The sequence below is a fragment of the Mycobacterium malmoense genome (assembly GCF_019645855.1).
Lineage (GTDB): Bacteria > Actinomycetota > Actinomycetes > Mycobacteriales > Mycobacteriaceae > Mycobacterium > Mycobacterium malmoense.
In genome coordinates, this window is record NZ_CP080999.1 from 2,919,437 (window position 1) to 2,943,986 (window position 24,550).

22 protein-coding genes are annotated in these 24,550 nt (G+C 66.8%); 5 read left to right on the plus strand and 17 right to left on the minus strand.

The features are described 5' to 3' along the window. Positions 1–313: 313 nt before the first annotated feature. On the minus strand, positions 314–1,156 hold the full coding sequence (locus K3U93_RS13605; RefSeq protein ID WP_083012848.1) for a DUF3097 domain-containing protein: 843 nt from the start codon (positions 1,154–1,156) through the stop codon (positions 314–316). Positions 1,157–1,396: 240 nt separating this feature from the next. On the opposite strand from K3U93_RS13605, the gene K3U93_RS13610 reads away from it, so the two are divergent. Continuing rightward, complete coding sequence (locus K3U93_RS13610) at positions 1,397–1,684, plus strand: DUF3349 domain-containing protein (RefSeq protein ID WP_071511605.1); 288 nt, start codon at positions 1,397–1,399, stop codon at positions 1,682–1,684. 11 nt (positions 1,685–1,695) lie between these two features. Here K3U93_RS13610 and K3U93_RS13615 read toward each other — a convergent pair whose 3' ends face one another. From K3U93_RS13615 to K3U93_RS13640, 6 genes are read right to left on the minus strand one after another with little or no spacing between them, the layout of a single operon-like run. Continuing rightward, complete coding sequence (locus K3U93_RS13615) at positions 1,696–2,664, minus strand: patatin-like phospholipase family protein (RefSeq protein ID WP_139797227.1); 969 nt, start codon at positions 2,662–2,664, stop codon at positions 1,696–1,698. A 49-nt stretch (positions 2,665–2,713) separates the two neighbouring features. Continuing rightward, positions 2,714–3,784: an ABC transporter ATP-binding protein gene (locus tag K3U93_RS13620; protein ID WP_071511607.1), complete on the minus strand. Its 1,071-nt coding sequence runs from the start codon at positions 3,782–3,784 to the stop codon at positions 2,714–2,716. A gap of 2 nt (positions 3,785–3,786) precedes the next feature. After that, positions 3,787–4,611: a carbohydrate ABC transporter permease gene (locus K3U93_RS13625; protein WP_083012851.1), complete on the minus strand. Its 825-nt coding sequence runs from the start codon at positions 4,609–4,611 to the stop codon at positions 3,787–3,789. A gap of 13 nt (positions 4,612–4,624) precedes the next feature. Beyond that, positions 4,625–5,560, minus strand: coding sequence for a carbohydrate ABC transporter permease (locus K3U93_RS13630; RefSeq protein WP_083012853.1), 936 nt, complete (start codon positions 5,558–5,560; stop codon positions 4,625–4,627). Further along, complete coding sequence (locus tag K3U93_RS13635) at positions 5,557–6,882, minus strand: ABC transporter substrate-binding protein (RefSeq protein WP_083012864.1); 1,326 nt, start codon at positions 6,880–6,882, stop codon at positions 5,557–5,559. Before K3U93_RS13635 ends, K3U93_RS13630 begins: the two co-directional genes overlap by 4 nt. Beyond that, on the minus strand, positions 6,872–7,816 hold the full coding sequence (locus tag K3U93_RS13640; RefSeq protein WP_083012856.1) for a sigma-70 family RNA polymerase sigma factor: 945 nt from the start codon (positions 7,814–7,816) through the stop codon (positions 6,872–6,874). Before K3U93_RS13640 ends, K3U93_RS13635 begins: the two co-directional genes overlap by 11 nt. 167 nt (positions 7,817–7,983) lie before the next feature. Here K3U93_RS13640 and K3U93_RS13645 point away from each other — a divergent pair, with 167 nt between their 5' ends. Further along, positions 7,984–8,334, plus strand: coding sequence for a DoxX family protein (locus tag K3U93_RS13645; protein ID WP_083012858.1), 351 nt, complete (start codon positions 7,984–7,986; stop codon positions 8,332–8,334). Positions 8,335–9,082: 748 nt separating this feature from the next. On the opposite strand, the gene K3U93_RS13650 is transcribed toward K3U93_RS13645, so the two are convergent. The 5 genes from K3U93_RS13650 to pncA form a co-directional block, all read right to left on the minus strand. Next, entirely contained in the window at positions 9,083–10,108 is a 1,026-nt protein-coding gene (locus K3U93_RS13650) for a reverse transcriptase domain-containing protein (protein WP_269142718.1), read from the minus strand. Between the two features lie 15 nt (positions 10,109–10,123). Beyond that, positions 10,124–10,369, minus strand: a complete 246-nt coding sequence (locus K3U93_RS13655; RefSeq protein WP_220688537.1) for a hypothetical protein — start codon at positions 10,367–10,369, stop codon at positions 10,124–10,126. Positions 10,370–11,024: 655 nt separating this feature from the next. Continuing rightward, on the minus strand, positions 11,025–12,197 hold the full coding sequence (locus K3U93_RS13660; RefSeq protein ID WP_083012938.1) for a hypothetical protein: 1,173 nt from the start codon (positions 12,195–12,197) through the stop codon (positions 11,025–11,027). Between the two features lie 291 nt (positions 12,198–12,488). Next, positions 12,489–13,286, minus strand: a complete 798-nt coding sequence (locus K3U93_RS13665; protein WP_083012935.1) for a ketosteroid isomerase family protein — start codon at positions 13,284–13,286, stop codon at positions 12,489–12,491. Continuing rightward, positions 13,286–13,846 (minus strand): pyrazinamidase PncA, encoded by a 561-nt coding sequence (gene pncA / locus K3U93_RS13670; RefSeq protein ID WP_176220089.1) that lies wholly within the window; start codon positions 13,844–13,846, stop codon positions 13,286–13,288. Before pncA ends, K3U93_RS13665 begins: the two co-directional genes overlap by 1 nt. A 99-nt stretch (positions 13,847–13,945) precedes the next feature. On the opposite strand from pncA, the gene K3U93_RS13675 reads away from it, so the two are divergent. Continuing rightward, positions 13,946–14,812, plus strand: coding sequence for a DoxX family protein (locus K3U93_RS13675; protein WP_083012929.1), 867 nt, complete (start codon positions 13,946–13,948; stop codon positions 14,810–14,812). Positions 14,813–14,989: 177 nt separating this feature from the next. On the opposite strand, the gene K3U93_RS13680 is transcribed toward K3U93_RS13675, so the two are convergent. The 3 genes from K3U93_RS13680 to K3U93_RS13690 are packed head-to-tail and all read right to left on the minus strand — an operon-like array spanning position 14,990 to position 19,044. Then, entirely contained in the window at positions 14,990–15,526 is a 537-nt protein-coding gene (locus K3U93_RS13680) for a gluconokinase (protein ID WP_230981248.1), read from the minus strand. Then, positions 15,502–17,508: a DUF7064 domain-containing protein gene (locus K3U93_RS13685; protein ID WP_083012923.1), complete on the minus strand. Its 2,007-nt coding sequence runs from the start codon at positions 17,506–17,508 to the stop codon at positions 15,502–15,504. The genes K3U93_RS13680 and K3U93_RS13685 overlap by 25 nt, the downstream gene beginning before the upstream one ends. 18 nt (positions 17,509–17,526) lie before the next feature. Next, positions 17,527–19,044, minus strand: coding sequence for a carboxylesterase/lipase family protein (locus tag K3U93_RS13690; RefSeq protein WP_083012921.1), 1,518 nt, complete (start codon positions 19,042–19,044; stop codon positions 17,527–17,529). 79 nt (positions 19,045–19,123) lie between these two features. On the opposite strand from K3U93_RS13690, the gene K3U93_RS13695 reads away from it, so the two are divergent. Then, a complete protein-coding gene (locus tag K3U93_RS13695; protein WP_083012918.1) occupies positions 19,124–19,801 on the plus strand; it encodes a hypothetical protein in 678 nt (225 codons plus the stop codon). 43 nt (positions 19,802–19,844) lie between these two features. Here the strand turns inward: K3U93_RS13695 and K3U93_RS13700 are convergent, their stop codons facing one another. Next, a complete protein-coding gene (locus K3U93_RS13700; RefSeq protein WP_083012916.1) occupies positions 19,845–21,047 on the minus strand; it encodes a cytochrome P450 in 1,203 nt (400 codons plus the stop codon). A 93-nt stretch (positions 21,048–21,140) separates the two neighbouring features. Between K3U93_RS13700 and K3U93_RS13705 the strand changes: the two genes are divergently transcribed. Continuing rightward, complete coding sequence (locus K3U93_RS13705; protein ID WP_083012941.1) at positions 21,141–21,770, plus strand: TetR/AcrR family transcriptional regulator; 630 nt, start codon at positions 21,141–21,143, stop codon at positions 21,768–21,770. Between the two features lie 161 nt (positions 21,771–21,931). Here the strand turns inward: K3U93_RS13705 and K3U93_RS13710 are convergent, their stop codons facing one another. Next, positions 21,932–24,547, minus strand: coding sequence for a sugar epimerase family protein (locus K3U93_RS13710; protein ID WP_083012913.1), 2,616 nt, complete (start codon positions 24,545–24,547; stop codon positions 21,932–21,934). Positions 24,548–24,550: the final 3 nt, after the last annotated feature.

Below are 24,550 nucleotides of genomic sequence, written 5' to 3' on the forward strand. Positions count from 1 at the left end.
GGTCGCAGGACGGACCCGCCCGACTGGCCACCGGTGACACGATCGTCCCGATCGCCATCGATGCCAACATCATGGTGGCGATGGAGATCAGACGGAAAGCGATTGTCCACATTGCCCACCTCATGAGTGTTCTTTGGGTTTATTCAGTTTCGCGTTAAGACGCCGCCGCGTCAACAGCACCCAAATCGGCCTACGCAGGATCGAAAAAGGAGGAACCGAATATTGCGAGTTACCATTAACTACGCCGTTTACACTGCGCCCCAAAGGGTTCCATTTGCATGATGACGCTCTCCTCGGCGACCCTTGGCGGGGATTACCGGTGGGGCTCGCCGGGCTGCGTGACGAAGTCGATGAGCTCTTCGACGCGGCCGATCAGCGCCGGCTCCAGGTCGTTCCAGTCGCGCACCCGCGACCGGATGTGCCGCCAGGCCCTGGCGATGTCCGCCTGGTCCGTGTGCGGCAATCCGAGCGCCGCACACGCGCCGCGCTTCCACTCGATATGCCGCGGCACGTCTGGCCAGGCCGTCAGATCGAGCCGCTGCGGCTTCACCGCCTGCCAAATGTCGACGTAGGGATGACCGACGACAAGCGTGTGGGGGCCGCCCGGTCCCCGTCGCACCGCATCGGCGATCCGCGCTTCCTTCGAACCCGCGACCAGGTGGTCGACGAGCACGCCCAGGCGGCGCCCCGGGCCGGGCCCGAACTCCGCCACGATGCCCACCAGGTCGTCGATGCCACCGAGCTGCTCGACGACGACACCCTCGATGCGCAGGTCATCGCCCCACACCTGCGCGATGAGTTCGGCGTCGTGGCGCCCCTCGACGTAGATCCGGCTGGCGCGGGCGACCCGGGCGCGGGCACCCGGCACCGCCACCGAGCCGGACGCCGTCTTCCCCGCGGCGGTGGGCGCCGGGCGTCGCGGCGCCGTGAGGATCACCGGGCGGCCGTCGATCAGATACCCAGGGCCCAGGGGAAAGCCACGGGTGTGGCCGTGCCGGTCTTCCAGGTCGACGCGACCATATTCGACCCGCACCACCGCACCGACGTAGCCGGTCTCCGCGTCCTCGACCACCGTCCCGAGCTCGGCCGGGTGCTCGGTCGAACGGGGCTTGCGCCGACCCGCGGCGAGGACATCGGTTCCGTAGCGATCCACCACGCGGCAATACTAGGGAGCTTTGCGGCCAAAAATCGTTACGGCGCGCCAACATCCAGCCGCGTTAGGTAGCAACTCCCATGCTCGGTGCGGCGCAAAGCGCTAAGGATTCGCGGATAAGCCCGGGAATTCCATAAAATAGTTGTAAATAACTGCGTTGTCTTACCGGGCTGATGAGGCCGCCAATGCTAGGTTGCTAGATGCCGCTAGTGCTCAGCGTTTGGCGGTTAGCGAGGTGGACGTATGGACCTATCCCATTGGGTGTCGAGCATCGTCGCTTTTGTGCGTGCCGGATACCCCACCGGCATGCCGGCTACCGGTTACATACCGCTGGCAGCCCTGTCTCGCCGACGCCTATCCAACGACGAGATCGCCACCATCACAAGCGAACTCACCATGCATCGACGTGGACCGATCAGCGCCGTCGATGTCGGGGTGGCGATCATCCGCGTCACCAACGAGATGCCCTTGCAGGACGACATCGCGCGCGTGCAACGCCGCCTTGACGCGATCGGATGCCCGCGCGGGTAGGCGGCGTCTGGCTAAGACGGCGGTTTGGCCGGGTCGCCGCACGCGGCCAGGAAGTCGGCGTAGTCCCATGTCTTCAAAAACTCTTGGCCCGCGTGCAATCCGCGTTGATAGAGAGCCTCGCGTTGTTCGGCGGTGATGTCGAAGTCGATCGGGCTCACCTCCTCGGCGGGCACGAAGATGGTGCGCCGAACGGTGCACGGGTCGTCGATGTAGGCGTTGTCCTGATTGCTCACCAGTGTTTCTATCGCGGCGATTCCCAACGACACCGGACCATGCACCGGATGGGTGGGCGGAATGCCCGGACGCGCCGACAACCGGATCCCGAACGTCGGCCAGCGCGGCTCGGGTCGGTCGAAGAGCTCCACGGGAAAGTCCGACAGCAAGCCCCCGTCGACCCAGGTGGCGCCACCCGGCCGAACGGGCTCGAACACATACGGGATCGCTGCCGAGGCGTGCACCGCGCGTGCCACCGAGAAGCCGTCCGGGTCAATGCCATAGGAGCCGAGGTCCCACGGGATGCGAACCAGCCGGCGCCGCGACAGGTCACTGGCGGTCACAACGAGGGACCAGGCAAACTGCTCGGCCTCTTCGCCTGTACGCAGGTCGCCGAAGGTCCGCACACCCAGATCACCGAGCAATCCAGCCAGCAGCCGTTCGAGGTAGGCCCCACGATAGACACCGTCGGACACCAGCAACGACAGCCCCCCGCCGATCAACGGCACCCGCCCAATCAGGCTGCGGTCCAGGAACTTCCGATAGTCGATGGCGCGCATCACGTCAGCGAGCCGGGTCAGCGGTTCACCGGCAACCTGGAGCGCAGCCACCAGCGACGCGACGATCGCGCCCGCGCTGGTACCGGCGACGCGGGGGAACCGGTACCCGGCTTGGGCCAGCGCGTCGACCGCTCCAACCAGTCCGATCCCCCGGACGCCGCCACCTTCGCACACCAGGTCGGCACGCGTTGCGCTCACGGCCGCCACCATAGCTCGATCGTGGTGTATGGCGGGTGCGCGGCACGCGAGAACATGCTCAAGAAATTCTGCGTCCGTCGATGCCGAAGAAGTGCAGGTGCCCGGGTTCTGGGTGCAGGCGGACGCGGGTGCCCTTTTCCGGCGGGTGGCGCCCGTCGGCGCGTGCGACGACGGGCTGGTCGATCACCTTGCCGGGGCCCGTGATTCGGCCATACAGGTAGGCGTCTGCGCCGAGCTCCTCCACCACGTCGACTTCCATTTCGACACCGAAGCCACCCAGCTCGAAATGTTCTGGACGGACGCCAACGACGACCTCGCTTGCGGCGCCGGCGACTTCACGCGGCAACGGGATCGGCCAGTCCCCCAGCGACACCGAGGAATCGACTATCGGGAGGGTGAACAGGTTCATCGCCGGGGACCCGATGAATCCCGCGACGAACACGTTGTCGGGGTTGCGGTAAAGCTCGCGGGGCGTCGTGAACTGTTGCAGCACACCGTCGCACAGCACGGCGACACGGTCGCCCATGGTCATGGCCTCGACCTGGTCGTGGGTGACGTACACGGTGGTGGTGCCGAGCCGCCGTTGCAGCGCGGCGATCTGGTTGCGGGTCTGCACCCGCAGTTTGGCATCGAGATTCGACAGCGGCTCGTCCATCAGGAACACCTGCGGACGGCGCACGATCGCACGCCCCATCGCCACCCGCTGGCGCTGCCCGCCGGAAAGGTCTTTGGGTTTGCGGTCCAGATAGGGTTGCAGGTCAAGCAATTTCGCCGCGTCCAGCACCTGCTGGCGGATGTCGGCCTTCGGGGTTTTGGCGATTTTCAACGCAAAGCCCATGTTCTGCGCCACCGTCATGTGCGGGTAGAGCGCGTAGTTCTGAAAGACCATCGCGACGTCGCGGTCCTTGGGATCGACATTGGTGACGTCACGGTCGCCGATCCGGATGCGTCCGGAATCCACCGTCTCCAGCCCGGCCACCATCCGCAGCGAGGTCGTCTTGCCGCATCCGGATGGTCCGACCAGAACGACGAACTCGCCGTCGCCGACGTCCAAATCGAGCCTGTCCAGGGCCGGTCGATCCGCTCCCGGGTAGCGCCGCGTCGCTTGCTCGAAACTCACCGAGGCCATGACTACCCGCCCAGCCCGGTGACGGCGATGCCTCGGACAAAGGTGCGCTGGGCGACGGCGTAGATGATGACCAGCGGCACCATGATCAGCATCGAAGTCGCCATGATCACCGGCCAGCGCGCGACATACTCGCCGCGCAGCCGGACCAGGCCGAGTGTCAGCGTCGCCAAGCTGTTGCGCTGGATCATCAGTAGCGGCCACAGGAAGTCGTTCCACACGTTAACCCAGGTGAGCACGGCAAGCACCATCACCGCCGGCCTCGCGTGCGGCAGCAGAATCCGCCAGTAGATCTGCCATGGCGAGCAGCCGTCCAGAATTGCCGCCTCCTCGAGATCGGTTGGGAGCGTTCGGAAGAACTGCCGCATGAGATAGGTGCCGAACGCGCTGCCGAACAAACCCGGCACGATCATCGCCCACGGGGTGTCGACCCATCCCGCGATCCGCATCAGGATGAACTGCGGGATCACCGTCACGGTCAGCGGCACCATCAGGGTGCCCAGGTACAAGACGAACAGCGTGTCGCGTCCGCGAAATTGCAAGCGCGCGAACGCGTATCCGGCCAGCGAGCAAAAGAAGACCTGCCCCGCCGTGACGCATCCGGCGTACAGCACGGTGTTGAAGAACATCCGCCAGAACGGCATCAGCGCGAACACCTCGGTGTAGTTCGACCACTGCGGGTGGGCCGGCAACAGCCGTGGCTCGGTTACCTCGCCTTCCTTCTTCAACGAGCCAGACACCGCCCAGGCGATCGGGAACAGCGCACACCATGCGATGCCGACCAGCGCCGTGTACACGACGACGGCGCGAACGACGGTGCGCTTGACCATGCGCTCCGGGCGCTCAGCCAAGACCACGAGAAGCCTCCCACGAACGCCGCCGGGTGAACCGGAATTGCAGCACGGTCAACACCAGCAAGATGGCGAACATCACCCACGCCAGCGCGGACGCATAACCGAACTCCAGGAACGAAAACGCATGCTGAAACAGCATGATGCCCAAGACATAGGTCGCGGATTCCGGTCCGCCGTTCGGTCCGTTCAGGACGTAGACCATGTCAAAGGCCTGAAACGCGTGGATGATCGAGATCACCACCACGAACGACATCGCCCCGCGAATCAACGGCACCGTGATGGACACGAACTGCCGTATCTCGCCCGCGCCGTCGATTCTGGCGGCCTCGTAGAGGGTTTCGGGAACGCCCTGCATCGCGGCCAACAACACGACGGTGGCGAACGGCACGCTCCGCCACACGCTGACCATGCACAGCGAGGCCATGGCCCATCGGGGTTGAACCAGCCAGGGGACCGGCCCGATCCCGACCCAGCCGAGCATGATGTTGAGCAGCCCGTTATCGGTGTTGAAGACGAACTGCCACACCACCGCCATCACCACCGACGAGATGGCCAGCGGCAGAAAGACAATCGTGCGAAAGACGCCGATGCCCCTGACTTTCCGGTTCAGCACGCCCGCGACGACGAGGCTGATAAGGATCGTCGGCACGACGGTCCCCAGCGTGAAAATCACCGTGTTGCGGATCGCGATGAGAAACAGCGGATCGGACGTGAACAGCTCCCCGAAGTTCTTCAAACCCACGAACCTCGGCGGTCTGAACACGTCCCAATTCTGAAAGCTCATGTACAGCGAGAATCCCAGCGGGAAAAGCATGAACACGGCGACCGCGGCCAGGTTGGGCGCGACAAACAGGCGGCCGGCCCAGGCGCGTCGTCGCGAGGGACCGGAGCCCTTGGAGCCTCCGCCTGCGTCAGCCGATGTCATGGAGTGCGCAGCACCTCGTCGACGGCAGGCGACAGACCGGCCAGCGACGTCGCCGGCCGGGAGCCTCGCAGAACGGGACCGAAGTTGCGGTCCATCAGCGCGTTGATCTTTTCCCACTGCGTGCTGATCGGCAGGCCCTCCGAATAAGTTGGCCCCTCGGTGAGGACGGCCAGGTTGCCGACCCTGCGGTGGGCGTTGGCGAATCCGTCCGAGTTGAGCGCGGACCGCAGCACCGGCACGAAAAGGCAGGATTTACCGATCAATTCCTGCCCGACCGGGCCGGTCGCGAACTTCACGAATTCCCACGCTTGCTCCTTGCGCTGACTGGCCGCCGAGATGGCCAGCCCGGTGGCACCGATGTCGGAACAGGCGGCGCGACCCTTGGGGAGTGCCGGCCCGATCGGCAACGAGGTGACGTCGAAGTCCAGTCCGTCGGCGCGCATGAACGTCTGGTATCGCCAGTGGCCGCCCAGCGCGATCGCCGCCCTGCCCGACGCGAACAGATCGGGCGTGGACATCGACTGTGTCTCGGATGCGTTGGGCGCCACCTTGTGCTTGTTGGCCAGGTCGGCGTAGAACTGCACCGCCTCGATGAACGCATCGTTGTCGAAATTGAAATGGGTCGGGTTCGTCCGCGGCGTGGACCACGGCACGCCGTTGTTCATGGCGAACAGCCCGGCCGAGTAGTACGAGAACCACGTGTTGACGAAACCCCACTGCGTGGCCCGCCCGGATCGGTTCCGCTTGGTCAGAGCGGTGGCGGTGTCCAGGAATTCGGTGAAGTTCCACGGCCGCTCCCACGTTGTGGGCGGCGCCGGCACACCGGCTTCGGCGAAAAGCCGCTTGTTGTAGAACAAGTAGTTTCCGGACCATTGCTCCGGCAGCGCGTACTGGCCTCCGTTGAAGGTGAAGGTGTCGTACAGCGGCGCGATGCTGTCCGACTTCAGTTCCGCCGCGAAAGCCTGGTCGCGGGCCAGCATGGTGTTGAGGTCCAGCAATACTCCCCGGTTGGCCAGTTCGGCGTAGGTCAATTCCCATGCCATTAGCACGTCCGGGCACTTGCCGCCGGCGCAAAACGTCGACAGCTGCTGCATGACGCCCGGCCCGGACAACACCGCGCGGACCTTGATGTCGGGATGGCGGCGGCGGAACTCGTCGACGATGCGCATCCTGGCATCGCGCTCGTCGGGATTGGCCGCGAAGAAGAACGTCAGCGCGTCGTCGTCGGGAGCGCAGCCGGCGGCCCACGGCGCCAGCGACGCCGCGGTGAGCGCGCCGGCGCCGCGCAGCAGGTTTCGCCGTCCGAACGGCTTATCGAGCATGGCGCTCCGCATGAGGTATTTGGTACCCGACGGGCCTGTGGTGTTCCTGAGACGGCGGCAGCGTGAGGACGGCCCGGCGCAGGCGCTCGGCGTCGCCGGTGATGTCGATCGTGTGGATGCGGTTGTCGGCGCCGACGCCGATCTGCAGCATGATCCGCGCGCGCCCGTACGGGGCGATCACGATGCCCGGGACACCGTCGATGAGCATGACGGCGCCGGCCCTCGCGCGCTGGGCGAAGCGGCGGGTCTCCTCGGCGACCTCGGTGGCCCCGCGCAGTTCGGTCGGCACGTCGGCGGGAACCAGCGCCGCGTCGACCCGGCGGACCACGTCGGGAGCCAGCAGCTCGAGCAGGGCGGCGATATCGCCGCCGCGGGACGCCGCCAGAAACGCGTCCACGATCTCGGCGTGCTCGGCCGCGCGGCGCGGTTCGGCGGCCGCACCGGCGTGCAGCCGCCCACGGGCCCGGCTCGCGAGCTTCTTCGCGGCCGCCGGCGTCCGGCCCACGACGCCGGCGATCGTCTCGAAGGGCACGCCGAACAGGTCGTGCAGCACGAAAGCGACGCGCTGCGCGGGTGAGAGCCGGTCCAGCACGACGAGCAGCGCGCTGCTGACGGAGTCCGCCAGCAGCGCGTCCTCGTCCGCCGGCGCCGAAGCGGTCCCGGCAAGCCGGTCGAGTTCGTCGGAGTCGGCCAGCGGTTGCTCGGCGCGCCGCTTGCGCGCCCGAAGCTGGTCGAGCGCCTCGCGCGCGGTGACCGTCGTAAACCAGCCGGTGAGGTTTTCTATGGTGTCGACGTCGGCGCGGCTGGCCTTCAGCCAGGCCGACTGCACCGCGTCGTCGGCGTCGGCCGCCGAGCCGAGCAGCTGAAACGCGACCGACCTCAGGTGCCGGCGGTCCGCGTCAAACCGTTGCGCCAGATCCTCGGTTGTGGTCATGGGTCACCTTTTCTGCGTGCGAGTCGTCAAGAAGGTGACCACATCCATCGAACTCTCTGTCGCAAAGGAGACCAGCACCATGACCCTACCGATTGTGCGCCGGACCGGGCTCCGCGGCCATTCGGCTCGCCGCTGCGGAAATGGCTGCAAGACAAGGGATTGATCCGATGAACACGGCGCTCATCATTGTGACGGTAACCACCGCGCTCGTCACCGGCGGAATCGCCGTGGCCGACCTCATCCCCGCGGGATTCGTGCTGGCCAATTCGGCCGAGGTCGGCGTGCCGCGTTCCTGGTTGCCGGCGCTGGGCCTGGTCAAGCTGGCCGGGGCCGTCGGGCTGGTCGTCGGGATCCTGGGCCTGCGGGCGTTGGGAATTGCGGCCGCCGTCGGCCTGGTCCTGTTCTTTGTCGGTGCGGTCGCGACGCACGTACGGGCGCACGTCATCTACAACATCGCGTTTCCCGGCGCGTTCTTGGGCCTGTCGGCGGCGACGCTGGCGCTGATGGTTGCGCGCTGAGCGGGGCTATGCGTGGCTTCATGGCCCGCCACCTTGCCGCGCATCCGCACCGGCTCGATGTGCCGTGGCTGGACGGTGTGCGAACTCGTTTGGTAACAAGGTGATCCGCTGCGGCTGGCGGCCTGATTCGTAAGTTCGTCGGCGGTCGGGGTCCCAGCACCTCCGACACTTCCGCACGACGAATCGTCAACGTGACAGCGCATACTCCATCAAATTTTTGCAGGTAGGTTGCGGCCGACAGCACGAGGTGGGCCAAAGTCGTGCGTTAATCCCTTGTGTCACATGGGCTACTCGCCGGCCGGCATACGACGATGTGCCCGCCTCTCAGCGACAGCCAATCGCTTGTCGCTCGTAGGCGGGCGCATCGGGTGTGCCTGCGACGCCGAGACGCGAGTGACATATGTGACCACCACGACGTGGTCGACTCAGCCCGCAGTTCACGCCGACACCAGGCCGGCCCGGCCCGCGGCGAGCAGGTAGCTCGCGGCGGAACACCGTTGCACACCAGCATATTTCGTCTCGATTCGGCGACACCCAAGGCCGGGCGACTCTCATAGTGCGCTCTTGGATCCGAGTGTGGTGCACACCTTTTCGACCCGGCCGGGAAACAAAACTCGGGTCGATGACCGGCCGTTCACCCCGAGTCGCGGCTCGTGAGCCAAGTCAGATTTTAGCCATAGTGCGCCAATCCACACGGTGTGGCGTATCCGGGAATCGAGTAGGAGGGCCGGGTTTGCCGGCCCTCCTCTCACACCACCGTACGTGCGGGCCTCGCATACGGCGGTTCGCTGGGTCGCTGGAATCTGGTCCAGGCTTGGTGAAAGAAGGTGAGGCCAAGCCCTTCCCAGTACACATTGGGCAGGGCCCGCGAGAGGATTGGTGAGCCGGCGACCCGCCAGTAACCGCGACTGCTGTTGCCCCATTGCCAGGCCAGATCAGCCCGGATCCCGAGCTTACGCAGGTTCGTGGCCCTGGTGCGGCCGCGTTTCCATTCCTTCCAACGGATCTGGCGCATCCGGCGGCGGTACCATTCGTCCAGGTCACGGAACTTGCGCGGGGTTTGCGCTAGCCGGAAATATCCCATCCATCCCCGGACGTACTGGTTGAGCCGCATGATGCGGTATCCCATGGACACACTCCACCGCCGCGACGTCAGCGCGCGGATGCGTGCTTTGACCCGTTGCCACGCCTTGGGCGCGACCCGGATCTTGACCTCGGAGCCGGTGAAGAAGAACCCGAACCCCAACAGCAACGCTGAGGTGGCCGGAGTGATCGAGGACTTGCCCTGGTTCACCTTCAGTTTCAACCGCTGCTCGAGCAGCATGGTGCTCTGGTCGAGCACCCGCTGGGCAGCTCGCTTCGATTTCACAAAGACCCGGATATCGTCGGCATACCGGACAAACCGATGCCCACGCGCCCAGAACTCCTGATCGAAATCATCGCCCATGATGTTGGACAACAACGGCGATAACGGCGACCCCTGCGGGGTCCCCTGGCTCACCGACTGCCGCACCCCATCAGCCATGATCCCCGCCTGCACATAGCAGCGGATCAGCTTGAGCAGCGGTTTGTCGTTCACCTTGCGCGCAACCCGGGCCATCAGCACGTCGTGGTTGACCCGATCGAAAAACGCATCCAGGTCCACTGCGACCACCCACCGATACCCTTGCTCGATCACCAACCTGGCGACCTTGACCGCATCGTGGGCGCTTTTGCCCGGCCGGAACCCATAAGAAACCGGCACAAACCCCGGATCAAACACCGGGACCAGCACTTGCGCGATAGCCTGCTAGATCAACCGATCCAGCACCGTGGGCACCCCCAATTTCCGTTGCCCGCCATCAGGTTTGGGAATCATCACCTGACGCACCGGCGACGGGCGATACGTGCCCGCATCCAACGCCACCTTGACCTCGGCCCAATGCTCACGACACCAGCCCCGCAACTCCTGCGTGCTCATACCGTCCACACCCGCCGCGCCCCGATTACGCTCGACACGTTCCAGCGCGACCATCAAGTTCCGTGGAGCAAACACCTGCCCCCACAATCCCTGACCGTCCCTGACGTCCTTTCCAGCACCCACCGAAAGACCACTACGCACAGACGACGGCACTTCCGGATTCACCGGTCCCTCCACTTCCGTCTGCCCCGCGTTCGCGGGTTGGCTGCGATCACCGCAATCTTCACGAGAAGCACCGCATCAAACCATCAATTCCCAGCGTTCAGCCCTTCCCGGCGCGACCAACCATCCCCTCCGGTACTACGGCCTCTGCTGACTTCTGCCCCATCAACACCGCCCTCACGAACCGTGTCGCTTCGGCACCCTCACCGACGCACCAGGACAGATCTCCCCAGATAAGAACATCCACTTTCCTCCTGCCCCCGCCGCATTTACACACCAGCCGCTTCGGGGCAACGGGCTTCACCATCCGTTGCTGGCTCACCCCAACCGGCATGCCTTCTATGCGATTCGTATCCCTCGGTGCAGGATTTCATCTCCGGCTTCCTTCCCACCCCACCTCACAGTGACGCAGTTGCCATCAACTAGGAGTTAAACCACCTTCTCCTCCAAAGGACTCACACCTCCAAGCGAATATCCATGCTGGGCGTACAACGATCGGCCCCCTTCTTGCGAAGGGGGCCAATCGCCGTTGGCGGTCACCGGCTCGCATCGGCAACCGTTAGCGGACTCAGAGCAATTTGAGCAGGTTGGAGATCAACAACCCGATATTGGTTGCCAGCGTCGCACCGAAGCTGGACAACATCGACGGCAGATTCGACGCCACGCTTTGCAACAGCGTGGTCAATCCGGCACTAGCGCTGGGGATAACGTTGCTCAGGGATGGCCAGCCATTGGTCAACTGGGTCACAAAACCCTGCAGTGCGGTCTGAAGACTCCCGCCGGTCGCGATATTCACCGCGTTGGGAGCCACGATCGACTTCGCCAGACCCGGGGCGAGAGTCTTCAACACAGTGTTGTTGAGGAAGCGACCGAGCAAGCCTCCCGTCCCAGGGCCGTTGAGGAAGGCATTGACCACGGCGCCGGGGATGTTGAACAGATTGCTAATCGCCCCCACTGGGTCCCCACCGGCCCACGCAGTAGACGCGGCTTGAAGACTGTTTCCGAACGCCTGCTCGACCAGGGTTGGGAGTGTGATGAACCCAACGAGACCTATATCGGTGACTCCGGTCGTCGTCAGATAGTTGGTGGTGTTCGCCAGGTTCTGGGTGAGGTAAGCGGGGATCTTCAAAATCGTTTCCAGAGGCTCTCCGATCGATATGAATGGGTTCTGGTAGAAGGCATCGAACACATTGGTTAACGCGCCGCTAATGTTGCCTGAGGCGATCTGGTTGAACGCCATGTTCAGGAGCGGCCAGAAATCGGCACTCGCGGTTCCCGTGTAGAGATTGACGGCGTTCTTCGCGGCGGTTTGCCATGTTGAGACATACAGGTCGGCGTAGGAGGCCCAGTTGGCGGCGACCTGCTGGGCGACCGGGGCCGGAAGTGCTTGGATCAAATTGGCGGTTGTCTGCAGGTTGGCGCCCGCGTTCTGGAAAGTGGTAACCCACGTCGCTATAGGCAGCGGTAGCGCGGCCGGGTTGATGAAGTCGGTGAGGGCGGCCGCGGGCACCGCGGCCGCGGTTGCTCCGCCAGCGAGCGAGGCGAGTTCGTTCTCTACGCCAGAGAACAGGTCCATCACGCTGCTGGCGGCGTCGGTGAGCTGGATGTCGGACACGCTCACTGTGGGGAGGTGTTGGGTCAGGCGCAGGTGCTGGGTTATGGGCGCGATGGTGATGACGCCGGCGGCGGCCAGGGCCACTGCAGCGGTGATGTGGGGGCGGGCTGCGAGATCCACGACCATCTCCTTCGATCGGTGAGTCAAAATCTGATGGTCAGAAAGTAGCTGAGAACAACCTGAGATTCGGGCGAGTTCGGGCGTTATTGATCAGATTCATCCCGCAAACATCGATCACTGCAAACTATGCGAGATAGTGGAATCAATGCTTGTGGCTTTTTAGGAAGGCCTGGAGTTACCCCCCCCCCGGAATTTTAGTTCAAAGCGACACTACCCCGAGACGATCCCCAGCACATATTTGCCACACCGGTGCAGTACGACCAGCAAACCCCCGACACAAGGGCCCCTGCCAGGCGATCAGGCGGGAAAATACCGGATTCGGCGGATCCCGTTGCCCCGCCACGCCACATCGGCGAACATGATGCCGCGCCCGTGAGCCGAGCTGAGTGAGACCGCGACCGTCGGTCCCGCACCGATCGTCTTGGTCCAGCTGGCCTCGTTGAGTTGCTCGAGGAGTTCGGCGATGTCGAGCGGGTCGTTGTCGCCCAAAGTTATTGTGGTGGTTGGCGATAGCGCACGCGCGCTGGACTCGTCTCCCCGCGCGACGGCGCCGAGGAATGCTTCGACCAGCTTCTTGGGCCGTGCACCCGGCCGCCGGAAGCCGCTCAGGAAGCCCGCGGTCCCCCGCAATCCCTGATTGGCCAACAAACCGCGCGACAGTTGCAGGGCGGGTACGGCTGCGCCAGGCCCGGTTCGCAGGAACTGCAGCATCATGGCCGGCAACTCCCAATAGGCCCGCAGCTCGCCAATCTGCCACTGCCCGTTCACTTCTCGGAGGTCATAGCGCAGAAACGCGGGTATGTACATCGTCACGGCCGAACCCATCGTCACCTCGAGATCGAGATCGCGCAAAACGACGGTGCCGAAGACGATGTCGAGGTCGCGATGGAACTTGATGTCCCGCGGACCGATGAAGGTGTCGTAAAAGTGGCCGATCTGGGTGTGCCCCACGTGTGGTCGCGAGCCCACCGGGTCTTCGATTCGGCCGTCGGCGGTGAACAGCGCAACCCACCCGGCGCGGTCGTGCGCGGCGGCCGCCTTCGGCGACCGCTCGACGGCGGCGAGCAACTGTTCCCGGTCCAAGGGCACCGCCATCAGGGCCCGCCGACTAGTTCGACGCCGACGGTTCGCATCTCCGTCAGCGCGTCCGCGGCCGAACCCGGCGCCACGGCCGCTGTCAGGTCCACCAGCACCCGCGTGGCCAGGCCGGCCCGCGCCGCGTCCTCCGCGGTCCGCCGGACGCAATGGTCGGTGGCGATGCCGACGATGTCGACCTCGTCGACCCCCCGCTGCCGTAACCACTCGAGCAGCGGGGTCCCGTTCTCGTCGACGCCCTCGAAGCCGCTGTAGGCCGCGGCGTAAGCGCCCTTGCGGAAGACGGCCTCGATTCGGCTGGTGTCAAGGTCGGGATAGAAATCCGCACCGCGACTTCCGGCGACGCAGTGCGGCGGCCAGGACGACGAATAGTCCGGGTGGTCGGAGAAGTGGTCACCCGGGTCGACGTGGAAGTCCTGAGTGGCCACGACGTGTTGGTACCCGGGCTCGCGGGCCAGATAGTCGTTGATGGCGGAGGCCAGGGCGGCGCCGCCGGCTACCGGCACCGAGCCGCCCTTGCAGAAGTCGTTCTGCACGTCGACGATGATCAACGCCCGCACGCGCTCCACCATAGCGTCTTCGGGCCAACGCCACGGCCGGCTAGCTGGGTCAATAAGGCGGACGGTTTGTTTGCCGGCCAGCGGGGTAATACAGCTGCCATGTTGATCCGCAGAATCGCGCGGCCCCTGTTGTCGGCGGTGTTCATCGGCCAAGGAATCGACTCGCTGCTCAATCCCAAGTCCGCGGCGGAAGCCGCTGCGCCCACGGTGGATGGTCTTCGGGCATTGCCGGATCCGGTGGGCAGCAGCATTCCCAGCGACGCCCAGACGTTCGCACAGATCAACGCCGCCGTTCAGATCGGTGGCGGCCTGCTGCTTGCCACCGGCAAGGCGCCCCGCGTCGCTTCGGCGGCCCTTGCCTTCACGGTGCTACCGGCCAATCTCGGTGCGCACATGTTCTGGAGCGAGAGCGATCCAGAGGTCAAAGCGCAGAAGCGCCGGGAATTCCTGACCGACCTCAGCCTGCTGGGCGGCCTGCTGATCGCGTCCGCCGATACGGCCGGCAAGCCGTCGCTGGGATGGCGCGGCCGCCGGGCGGCGGAACGACTCTCCGAGCGGGTGTCCTCGGCGCTGCCGGGAACCGAGGACACGCTTGAGGCCGACTTCGGAGAACTCGGGGACAAGATCGTGCGCGGGTTGCAGGTCGGTGCCGAACGCGGCCGTGAACTGGCCGCCACGGCCGCTGAACGCAGCGCGCCCTACGCCGAAGCCGCCCTCGAACGTGGCCGCGAACTGGCCAGCACCGCCGTCGAGAAGGGCGCCCCGCTGGCCGAGAAGGCACGCAAGCGTGGCGAGAAGCTGGCCGCCACGGCGGCCGAGAAGGGCGCCCCGCTGGCGGAGAAGGCACGCGAACGCGGCGAGAAGTTGGCCGACACGGCGGTTGCGCGTGGCAGTCAACTGGCCGAAGCGGCCCGCGAACGGGTCGGCGACGAGGTTACGGCTCGTCGTCGCAAGCGCCGCTGGTAACCGAGCGCTCGCGGCGGCGTGTGAGACCAGGGCTTTCGGTGTGAAGCTAGGGTGTCGATTCGGCGATTTTCCCGCCGAGCCTTCACGCCGAAAGCCTTGAACTCACAGGCAAAGCCCAAGCTTCACACGCAAAGCGCCGGAGCTAGGACGCACTGCGAAGACAGCCGCGTACATGGCTTATGCGCCCGGGTGCCGCAGCGCCGCCGACCACGCCAGAAAGGCGTCGACGATCGCGCCGACGTCTTGCGCGGCATCCACGGTGACACCGGACTCGTCGGCGCCGAGGGGTTCCAGCGCGTCGAATTGCGACCGCAGCAGCGTGGCCGGCATGAAGTGATCAGCCCTGGCGGCAAGCCGGCCGCCGATGAGTTCCGGTGAACCGCTGAGGTGAAGGAATTCGGCGTGCGGGCAGTGCGCCCGGAGTTGGTCGCGGTATTTGTGTTTGAGCGCCGAACAACTCACCACGCCGCCGTCGCGGTGGCCGGCCAGCCACGCGCCGACGTTCTCCAGCCAGGGGTGGCGATCGTCGTCGGTGAGCGGTTCACCGGCGGTCATCTTGGCGATGTTGCCCGGGGGGTGCAGGGTGTCGGCGTCCACGAAGGGCACCCGCAACCGTTGCGCGAGTGCGGAACCCACCGTCGACTTGCCCGATCCGGAGACGCCCATCACCACGACGGGTGACGGCGTGGCTAGTGCACGAGGTTGCGGTTCCATTCGACCCAACCAACGCCGTTGCGGCCGTCGGCCGTGCTGACGCTCGCCCAGACGCGCGGGAACTGGCTCACCCGTCCGTCGGCGGCGGTCAGGCGCACCGGCGCGTGGCCGCGCACGCCCACCTCCGCGGTGATCTCGCCCGGGTTGAGGGTCAGTGTCGCGTTCAGCGGTAATCCGTTGTTGCCGAAGGCTTCCCGCGATGCGACGGCCTGCAGCTCGGTGACGTTGCCGTCGGCGCCCTGGACGTAGCCGATGCTAAACGTTGGTGCGCCCGGAATGCGAATGTTGACGCCGTGCAGGTGGGTGCCGTCGTCGAGGTGCAGCGCGCTCCAGATCCAGTCCATGCTCCACCAGTCGCGCACCCCCCAGGAGTGGTCGCGCTGTCCGGGGACGGAGTCGATGTGGTAGCTCTTGCCGTCGACGGTGACGGTTCCCGAGACGGTGCAGGGGATTTCGTAACGCGTCGTGAGCCGGTATTTGTACGGGGTGCCGTCGGTGGCCCACACCAAATTCATCGTCACCTCGACGGGGGTTCCCGGCTCCCCGCGCAACAACGCCGACGGGTCCGGGTATGCCCGACCCCGCGCACGCACGTCGACGCGGTAGCTCTGCAGAGGCTCGGTGGCGGAGTGGCCCACCTCGAAGGCGTCGGTGCTGAGCAGCCACGGGTCCGCCGGCAGCGGGACTTCGCTGTCGACGATGGCCACGGTCGGCATGTCGGGTCCGCACAGCAGCGCATGCACCCATGCCGTCCGCTGGTTGGCGATCAACCCGATGCGGAACCAGCCGCCCAATCCCTGTGCCGCGTCGACGAAGTCGGCGTACCAGCTCTCGCTCCACAGCGGTTCGGCGGTGGGGGCGTGCGCGAGTTCGTCCTCGTCCAACGGTCGCAGCGGCTCCGGCATCGCCGCGCCCGGCGCGGCAACTGGGAGCGTCGCCAACGCGTCGGTATCGAGCGCGTGATCGCAGCTGCGTTGCAGCATCGTCATGAACATCCGGTCGCCGCGGTCGGTGCGTTCCACCAGCATCGACGAGACGATCGCCATCATCACGCCGAAAAGGCTTTGGCGGCGGACACCTTCGCGGACGTCGGCGAGGGTGATGGGCGCCTGCGGCCCCAGCGCCTCGTGGTAAGCCTGCAGCAATTCGTCGTAGTGGTCCCGACGATCCTGAGTGCGCGGCGCGCAGCCGAGGAAGTACGACAGGTCGGTCAGCGCCGGGCCCCAGGAGACGGTCTGCCAGTCGACCACGGTCAGCGCGCGGTCGGCGCCCGCGGTGCCGAACAACATGTTGTCCAGCCGGTAGTCGCCGTGCACCAGGCCCTGGATCTGCTCTGAGCCCGCGACGAGGTAGCCGTCGAACCCGGCGACCAGGCGTTCGCACACCAGGCGGTGTTCCGGCGCGATCTGGTCGCCGTACCGGTCGATGAAACCGGCGTACAACGAGGCGATCATCGCTTGGTTGAGCGGCGTTTCGCGGTTGAGCCATGGCGCTTCGGCCAGCGCGGCATCCCCGAGCAGCGGGCCCTGCAGCCGTCCCAGCTCGACGACGGCGAGGCGGGCCTGTTCGGCTGTGGCGCCGGCGATCTCGTCGCCGACGACCGCCGGCCCGGCATCGCCGAGCAACAGGTCGAAGACGCCCGTCGAGCTATCGACCGCGGCGTGATAGCAGGGCGCGATCGGCCCGGCCAGGCGCGGCGCGATGTCGCCGTAAAAGCGGACCTCGCGCTCGTAGAGGCCCAGGGCCAGCCCGGTCTGCCGGCTTGCCGGATCGGTGGCCGCGACCTTCAGCACCACCGACTCCGGTCCGCTCGATCCGGGGTCGGCGTAGTGGAGCCGGATGCGGTAGCACTCGCTCATCTGGCCGGTGCCGATGCGCTCCACGGCGAAGTCGGCGACGGGTCCTTTGCCGATCGCCGCGGTCAACCAGGAGGCCGTCAGATCACTGGGTCGTTCGATGACTTGCTCGGTGTCGGCGTGCATGAGGGTCAGCGTGCCAGGTCAACGCGCCAGTGAGAAGCCGTCCCACGCCATCCGGCGGTGCGGGTGCGGATCGAACTCGATGCGGCTCTTGCGGTCGAAGACCATCACGGCACGGTCGGCGGGGGTGTACGCGGGCCAGTCGTCGCCCGGCGACCCGGTGCGGCTGAAGGACCGCCACCGGCGCTGCACCTGGTTGCTGACCCGCAGCGCGGCGCGGCGGTCGGCGGCGGCGGTCAGCAGTGCGCCGAACCTGCTGCGATAGATGTCGAAGACCGCCAACAACTCGGTGGCATGCGTCGCGCCCAAACCCGACCAGCGCAGCGTCCGCGGGGCGTAGTCGTACCGGTAGAGGTAGGTGGGCGCGTGGCTGCCGTGGGCCTCGGCGATCTGCCAGGCCGCCGAGCTGAACGCGAAGTCGCCGCCGAGCTGGATGCATGCCGACGGCGCCGGGTAGTCCGGGTAAGCGGCGGTAATGCGTTCGCGGTCAGCCGGTTCCGCGTCGGCCAGCAGCTCTTCGATCATCGATTCGTTGGTCGGCAGCATTCGCAAGAAGCGGGTGAACAGGCGGCCCTCTTCGGCGTTGGTGCCCACGATGAGCGGCACCCGATGCGCGCGGCCGGACCGCATGGCCTCGATGGGGTCGACGGGCAGGACGTCGTCGCCGAAGGAGGGGCCGATCGGGAAGGCGCCCAGCCTGTTTTCCATGCCCTGGTCGATGAGCCGCTGTTGGGTTTCCACCAGTTGCGCCGCGGACGCCTGCATCAGGGCATTGGCGGCGTCGTGCTTGCGCGCGCCGAGGAGGTGGGCAAAGCGTGTGGCGAACTCGGCGGCGGTCTCTTGGGAGCGCACCATGCCCGACGCCGGGCTTTCCGAAATCGCCTGGGCGAAAAGACCTTCGGCGGCGGGAACCGCGAGCAGCGTGGCGGTGATGTGCGCGCCCGCGCTTTCCCCGAAGATGGTGACTTTGTCCGGGTCGCCGCCGAATTCGGCGATGTTGTCCCGGATCCACCGCAGCGCCACCACCAGATCGCGCAGGTATAGGTTGCCGTCGATGGTGATGCCCGGTGTGGACAGCGACGACAGGTCCAGGCATCCCAGCGCGCCCAGCCGGTAGTTGACCGACACGTACACACAACCGCGACGCGCCAGCCCCGCACCGTCGTAAATCGGTGTGGCCGAGCTGCCCAGGATGTAGCCGCCGCCGTGAATGAACACCATGACCGGCAGCGGTTCGCCGCCGGCGGCTTCGGGGGTGACGACGTTGAGGGTGAGGCAGTCCTCGCTCATGGGCTGGTAGCGGCCTCCGAAACCCGATAGGCCGAGCATGGTGTAACGGCGCTGCTGGGGCGCGCAGTTGGCGAAGCCGTGGCAGTGCCGCACACCCGACCAGGGCAGCGCCGGCTGCGGCGCCCGGAATCGCAGGCGTCCCACCGGCGGTCGGGCGTACGGGATGGATCGCCAGCGGTTTACGCCGTCGCGGGTGAAACCTTCGACGATGCCGGTGGCCGTGCGGGCGCGAACGGTGCGCTCATGCATACCCGTGACGGTAGCCGACACTACGACCGTAGTGCTCGGGTGGCCGCCGAATCCGTGGCGTGGCGGTTAGCCTGACGGGATGCGGATCGTCGCGCTGATCGCAGCGTCATTGCTCGTTGCCGGTTGCTCGCACACGGTCGGCGGCCAGTCGGGCCAGACGCAGACCACCACCCGGCCATCCTCGACAACCGCTGGACCGTCCGGCGGCAAACCACCGGCGCCGTCGACCGCGCCGGCCGCCGGTGCGGCGATCTCCGACGTCATCGCCTGGATCGAGGCAGGTCATCCCGCCGATCCCGGCCGCTTCCACACCGTGACGCGCGACGGCGTCGCCACGCCGCTCGGTAGCGACATCGCGCTGACCGCAACGTCCGGGAAAGTTTCGTGCATGACGGATTCCAAACACACCGGCGCCGCGCTGGCGTGCCTGGTGGAGCTGAGCAATCCCCCGCCCCGCCCGGACACGGCCTACGGCGACTGGCAGGGCGGCTGGGTCGACTTCGACGGAACGGACCTCCAGGTGGGCGCGTCGCGCGCCGATCCCGGTCCGTTCATCAACGGCAACGGACCCGAGTTGGCGAACGGCGATTCACTGTCATTCGGCGACGACCGTTGCCGCGCCGATCAGGCGGGCCTGTTCTGCGTGAACTACGCCCACCAGTCGGCGGCACGGTTCGCCGCCGCCGGCATCCAGCCGTTCGGTTGCCTGCGGCCGGTGCCACCACCGGATGGTGTCGGCGCGGCCTTCGGCTGCTGACCCCTTTGCGCCCGACGACTCCACGTTGGGCGCGCCAAAACGGTTACCAGCTGACCGGCAGCTCCTTCATGCCGTAGATGTCGGCTTCTTTGAACCTCAGCTCGTCCGGGGATACCGCCAGCTTCAGCCCGGGTAGGCGACGCGCCACCGTGGCGAACGCGACCTGCATTTCGACCCGGGCGAGGTTTTGTCCGATGCATTGGTGCACGCCGTAGCCAAAACCCAAATGCCCGCGGGTGTTTCGGTCGACGTCGAAGGTCTCCGGGTTGTCGGCGAATTCGATGTCCCAGTTTCCGGCGGGCAGGTTCATCACGACGAAGTCCCCGGCGCGGATCGACTGACCGCCGAGGGTGAGGTCTTCGGTCGCCACACGATCCACCTGGCTGTGCACGATGCTGAGATAGCGCATGAGCTCTTCGACGACGTTGGCGACAACGGCATGGTCGTCGGTCTGGCCGAGCCGCTCGAAGACGTCGGGATGCTGAAGCAGCGCAACGGTTCCCAGTGAAATCATGTTGGCGCTGGTTTCGTGGCCGGCCAGCATCATGACCACACCCGTCATAGCTGCGGTCTCGCGGGTGAGCTGGCCGGTCACGACGTAGCCGGTGACCAGACGGCTGATCAGATCATCGCCGGGATCGCCCACCCTGCGATCCACCAACTCCAGGAGATAGGCATACATCGCCACGAACGATTCCGCCCGCTGCTCGTCGGTCGTGCTCGTCTCCAGTCCAATCCTGGTGTGGTACTGGAAGAGCCCCAAGCCTTCGGGCGGCACGCCCAGTAGCAGCGCGATCACCAATGACGGCACCGGCAAGGCGAAATCGCGCACCAGGTCGGCGGGCGGGCCGTTGCCGATCATCGCGTCGAGGTGCCCGTCGACCAATTCCTGAACCTGCGGCCGCATCGCTTCGCAACGCCGGAAGGTGAAGTCACGGGTCATCATGCGCCGCAACCGATGATGCTCGGGGTCGTCGATCCGCGCGAACATCACCGGTGTGGTGCTGTCCGGGCTCGCCGGCTTCATGGAGGCCGGGATGGTGTCCGCGGACAGCCGCGGATCCAGCAGCGCCGCCCTGATGTCCTGGTAGCGGCTCACCACCCAGGCGGGCCGGCCGTGGTACATCGCGCGTCGCAACCCCGGCTCCTGCCGCCAATTCGCGAACTCGGCCGGGGGCGCGAGCGGGCACTGCGCGGCCCGCGGGGCGGGGATGACCGGAAGGTCCGTTTCGGAAGTTGTTGACATCAGCGATGTTTCCCATTAATTGTCAGGTGGCTGCCAGTTGTATGAGCGTAGAACCGGATTTATTGGCAGTCAACTGTCAGTTATGCTGTGTCGGTGGCAGCGGTTGAGGACCGGCCGTTGCGAGCGGACGCGGCCCGCAACGTCGAGCGGATTCTGCGCGCCGCGCGCGAGGTCTACGGCGAGCTCGGGCCGGATGCGCCCGTCGAGGCCGTCGCCCACCGCGCGGGAGTCGGTGAACGAACCCTCTACCGCAGGTTTCCCGCCAAGGCCGAGCTGGTCCGGGCGGCCCTGGACCAAAGCATCGCCGAGGACCTCGCGCCGGCGATGGACGACGCCCGCCGCGCCGACGACCCGCTGCGCGGCCTGGCCCAACTGATCGAGGCGGCGATTTCGCTCGGCGCCCGGGAGCACAACCTGCTGACCGCCGTGCACCGGGCCGGGTCCCTGACCGCTGACCTCTTGGATTCGCTGACTGGGGCGCTTGGCGACCTCGTCCGCCGCGGCCAGCGGGCCGGCGTCATCCGTTCCGACCTGGTCGCCGATGATCTGCCGCGCCTGATCGCGATGCTCTACAGCGTGCTATCGACGATGGATTCGACCAGCGACGGCTGGCGGCGCTACGTCGCCCTGATTCTGGACGCGATATCGACAACCGACCGGCGGCCGCTGCCCCCGGCCCCCGCTTTCCGGTATGCGTCCGAGCCGAACAGCTGGCCTCTGTGACCGTCTAGCTGGGCGGCCGTTCTTGCCAGCGGCGTCCTGTTTGCGGGCCGGGCCGAGGACCACGTCGTTGGGCGTGGGATTGCCCAGGGAGCAGTCGAACTCCTGCCCTCGCCGCCGCCGTAACGCCACTGCGATCCTCGACGCGATTTTTCGCAATGGCGTTACGCTCGCGGGGCATCGGGCACGGCCAGTTCAAGCACGTGGATTTCACCCGTCGTGCCGTCGACCTCAACGAGCGCTCCCGACGGCAAAGACCTGGTGGCGCCCTGGGCGTCCACCACACACGGGAACCCGAACTCGCGGGCCACCACGGCGGCGTGTGACATCGGGCCACCGAGTTCGGTGACCACGGCCGCGGCGTAGCAGAAGGCGGCGGTGTACCCGACGTCGGTGACTTCGGCGACGAGAACCTCGCCGGGCTGGAGGTCGTCGATGGTCTCCGGCCGCACGATGCGCACCCGGCCACGCACCCGTCCCCCGGAAACGCCGACCCCGCGCAGGACGTCCCCCCTGGCGAGCGCCGGCGGCGACGTGGTGGACGGCCGCCAGCTGCCGCTGAACACCGTCGGCGGGACGACGGTCGCCAGCCTGCGTTGTTCGGCCCGGCGCCGCGCCACCACGCCCGACACGTCGGCCGGCGGCGCGTCGAGTTCGTCGACCAATAGGTAGAACACGTCGTCGGCGGCGTCGAAGAGCCCGGCGTCGACCAGCCTGCGCCCGTACTCACGCAGCAGGCCGCGCAGCACCCAGTTCGCGCGCACCACCTTGTCGCGGCGGGCTTCGCGGTCGCGGAGTTGGCGCGCGGCCAGCAGCGCAATGGGCTTGGCCCGCAACGGAATCGCCGCATGTCGGGCCCCGGGCGTGGGGGGCGCGCTCATTGCCCTGGCCACCATCCGGACCAGCAGCTCGGGATCGTCAGCGTAGCTGGTCGACAGCATCTCGAGCTCCGCGGGACCCCGATGCCCGATCAGCTCCAGCTCGGCCAGCACCGCGGAATGAAACTCGGGCGCGTCGACGGCCAGCTTGTCAAGGCGCTTTCCCGGCTCGGCAAGCAGGCGAACGACGTTCGGGTCGCGGCGTGCGGCAACCACCAAGCGATGCACCGCCTCCACCGACCGCGCGCTCACCAGCTCGGGGCCCGCCGGCGGCGCGGTGTCGCGCCCGCACAAGCCCCGCAACAACACGTTGAACGAGGCGCACAGCATGAACGACACCGCGGACAGCACCCAGCCGTGCACAACGTGGTCGCGTGCCAACAAGATCAGGCTGAGCAACCGGCGATCGTCAAGCCGGGTGACATCGTCGCCGATCAGCCGTTCCAGGCGATCGACGTCGGCGACGTACTCGTCGGTGTCGCGGGGCGAAGAGGCGCCCAAGCCCACCACGTTGACGCCGAATACCCCGATGTTGCGGACGGTACGCAGTTGCCTTCGGGCGCCGCTGGTTTCGGCGGGCGGACGCTCCTCACCGAAGATCGGCAGGGAGGCCATGCTGGGGCCGAAGTATCCGCTGGTTCTGACGACCGTCGCGGGCTTGACGAACGGCACGGTCTCGGCCATGAAGTGGGCCGACGTGATCGCCCCATACAGCCGATGCGCGAACACCGCGACGGTTCGCATGGCGATTTCCCGCTGGATTATCCCGCCGGGCCGCAGCCGCTCGGCGATGGTCACGCCGCCGGCGCGCAGCCCGCGCACGGTCGCCGAGGCCGACGACGGCGAGAACGGGCCCGGCAGCGCCTCGGACAGGTTGGTGGCCAAAAAGGTGGGGAAACGCGGGTCGATCGGGGTGTCGAATTCGCCGTTATCCCCTTCCGGGCCAGCCAATCTGGGCGCCACTCCGTCGGCGGCCGGTGCGTCGACGGCGGGCAGGTCTTGAATGGTGGTCAGCCGCCAGGGCAGCGAAACCACCCGCTTGCCGACCGTGAGCCGGCCGCGCACCGCCAGCGCCATGTCCTCGACGCCCTCGTCGGCATTCCAGGCGGGCCGGAATCCCCAGTCGTCGCGCAGCCGCGAAGTATCCATCGGTGCGGCGCTCAGCGCCAGTTCCAGCTCGGCCAGTGGGCGCACGCGTCCCCGCAGCGCGGACAGTCGGGGACCGAGCGGCACGATGGGGCGCCCGAGCGTGGCCGCGATCCGACGGAATGTGACCTGGCCCGGGGCGGCGAGATTGACCGGGCCGCTTGTTATTTCGGAGTCCAGGATCGCGCGCGCCCACAACCGGAGCGCATCGTCGATGTGGACGACTTGCACACGGCGGTCGGCGGATTCGACGGGGAACGCGGGCAGCGCGAGCAGTCGGCGTACCCAGTTGTCGACGCCTCGGCCGACGATGAGCGCGGAGCGGATCGCGACCCATTCGGCGCCGGAGGCCGCGAGCATCTCTTCGACGCGGGCCTTGTGCACGCCGTCGGCGGATGCCGGTGTAATCGCGTCGCCGTGGGCGTGTGCCGACGACGCGAAAACGATGCGCCCCGTCCCGGTTTGGGACATCGCCTCGAGGACGTTGGCCGTGCCGCCGATGTTGACCTGGTGGCTGATCCGGGCGTCGGGGCCGGGGCTGCGTGCCCATGCGCAATGCGCGACGACGTCCGCGCCGGCGAGCGCGTGTGTGACGGTGGCCGCGTCCCGGATATCCGTGGTGACGAAATCCGCTGTGCTCGGCCAGCTTTGGGGTCGGTGGCGGGCGATCCCGACGACGTCGTGGCCCTGGCCGAGCAATCGGGCGGCGAGGCCGCGGCCGAGTACGCCGCTGGCGCCGGTGACCGCGATTCTCACTGG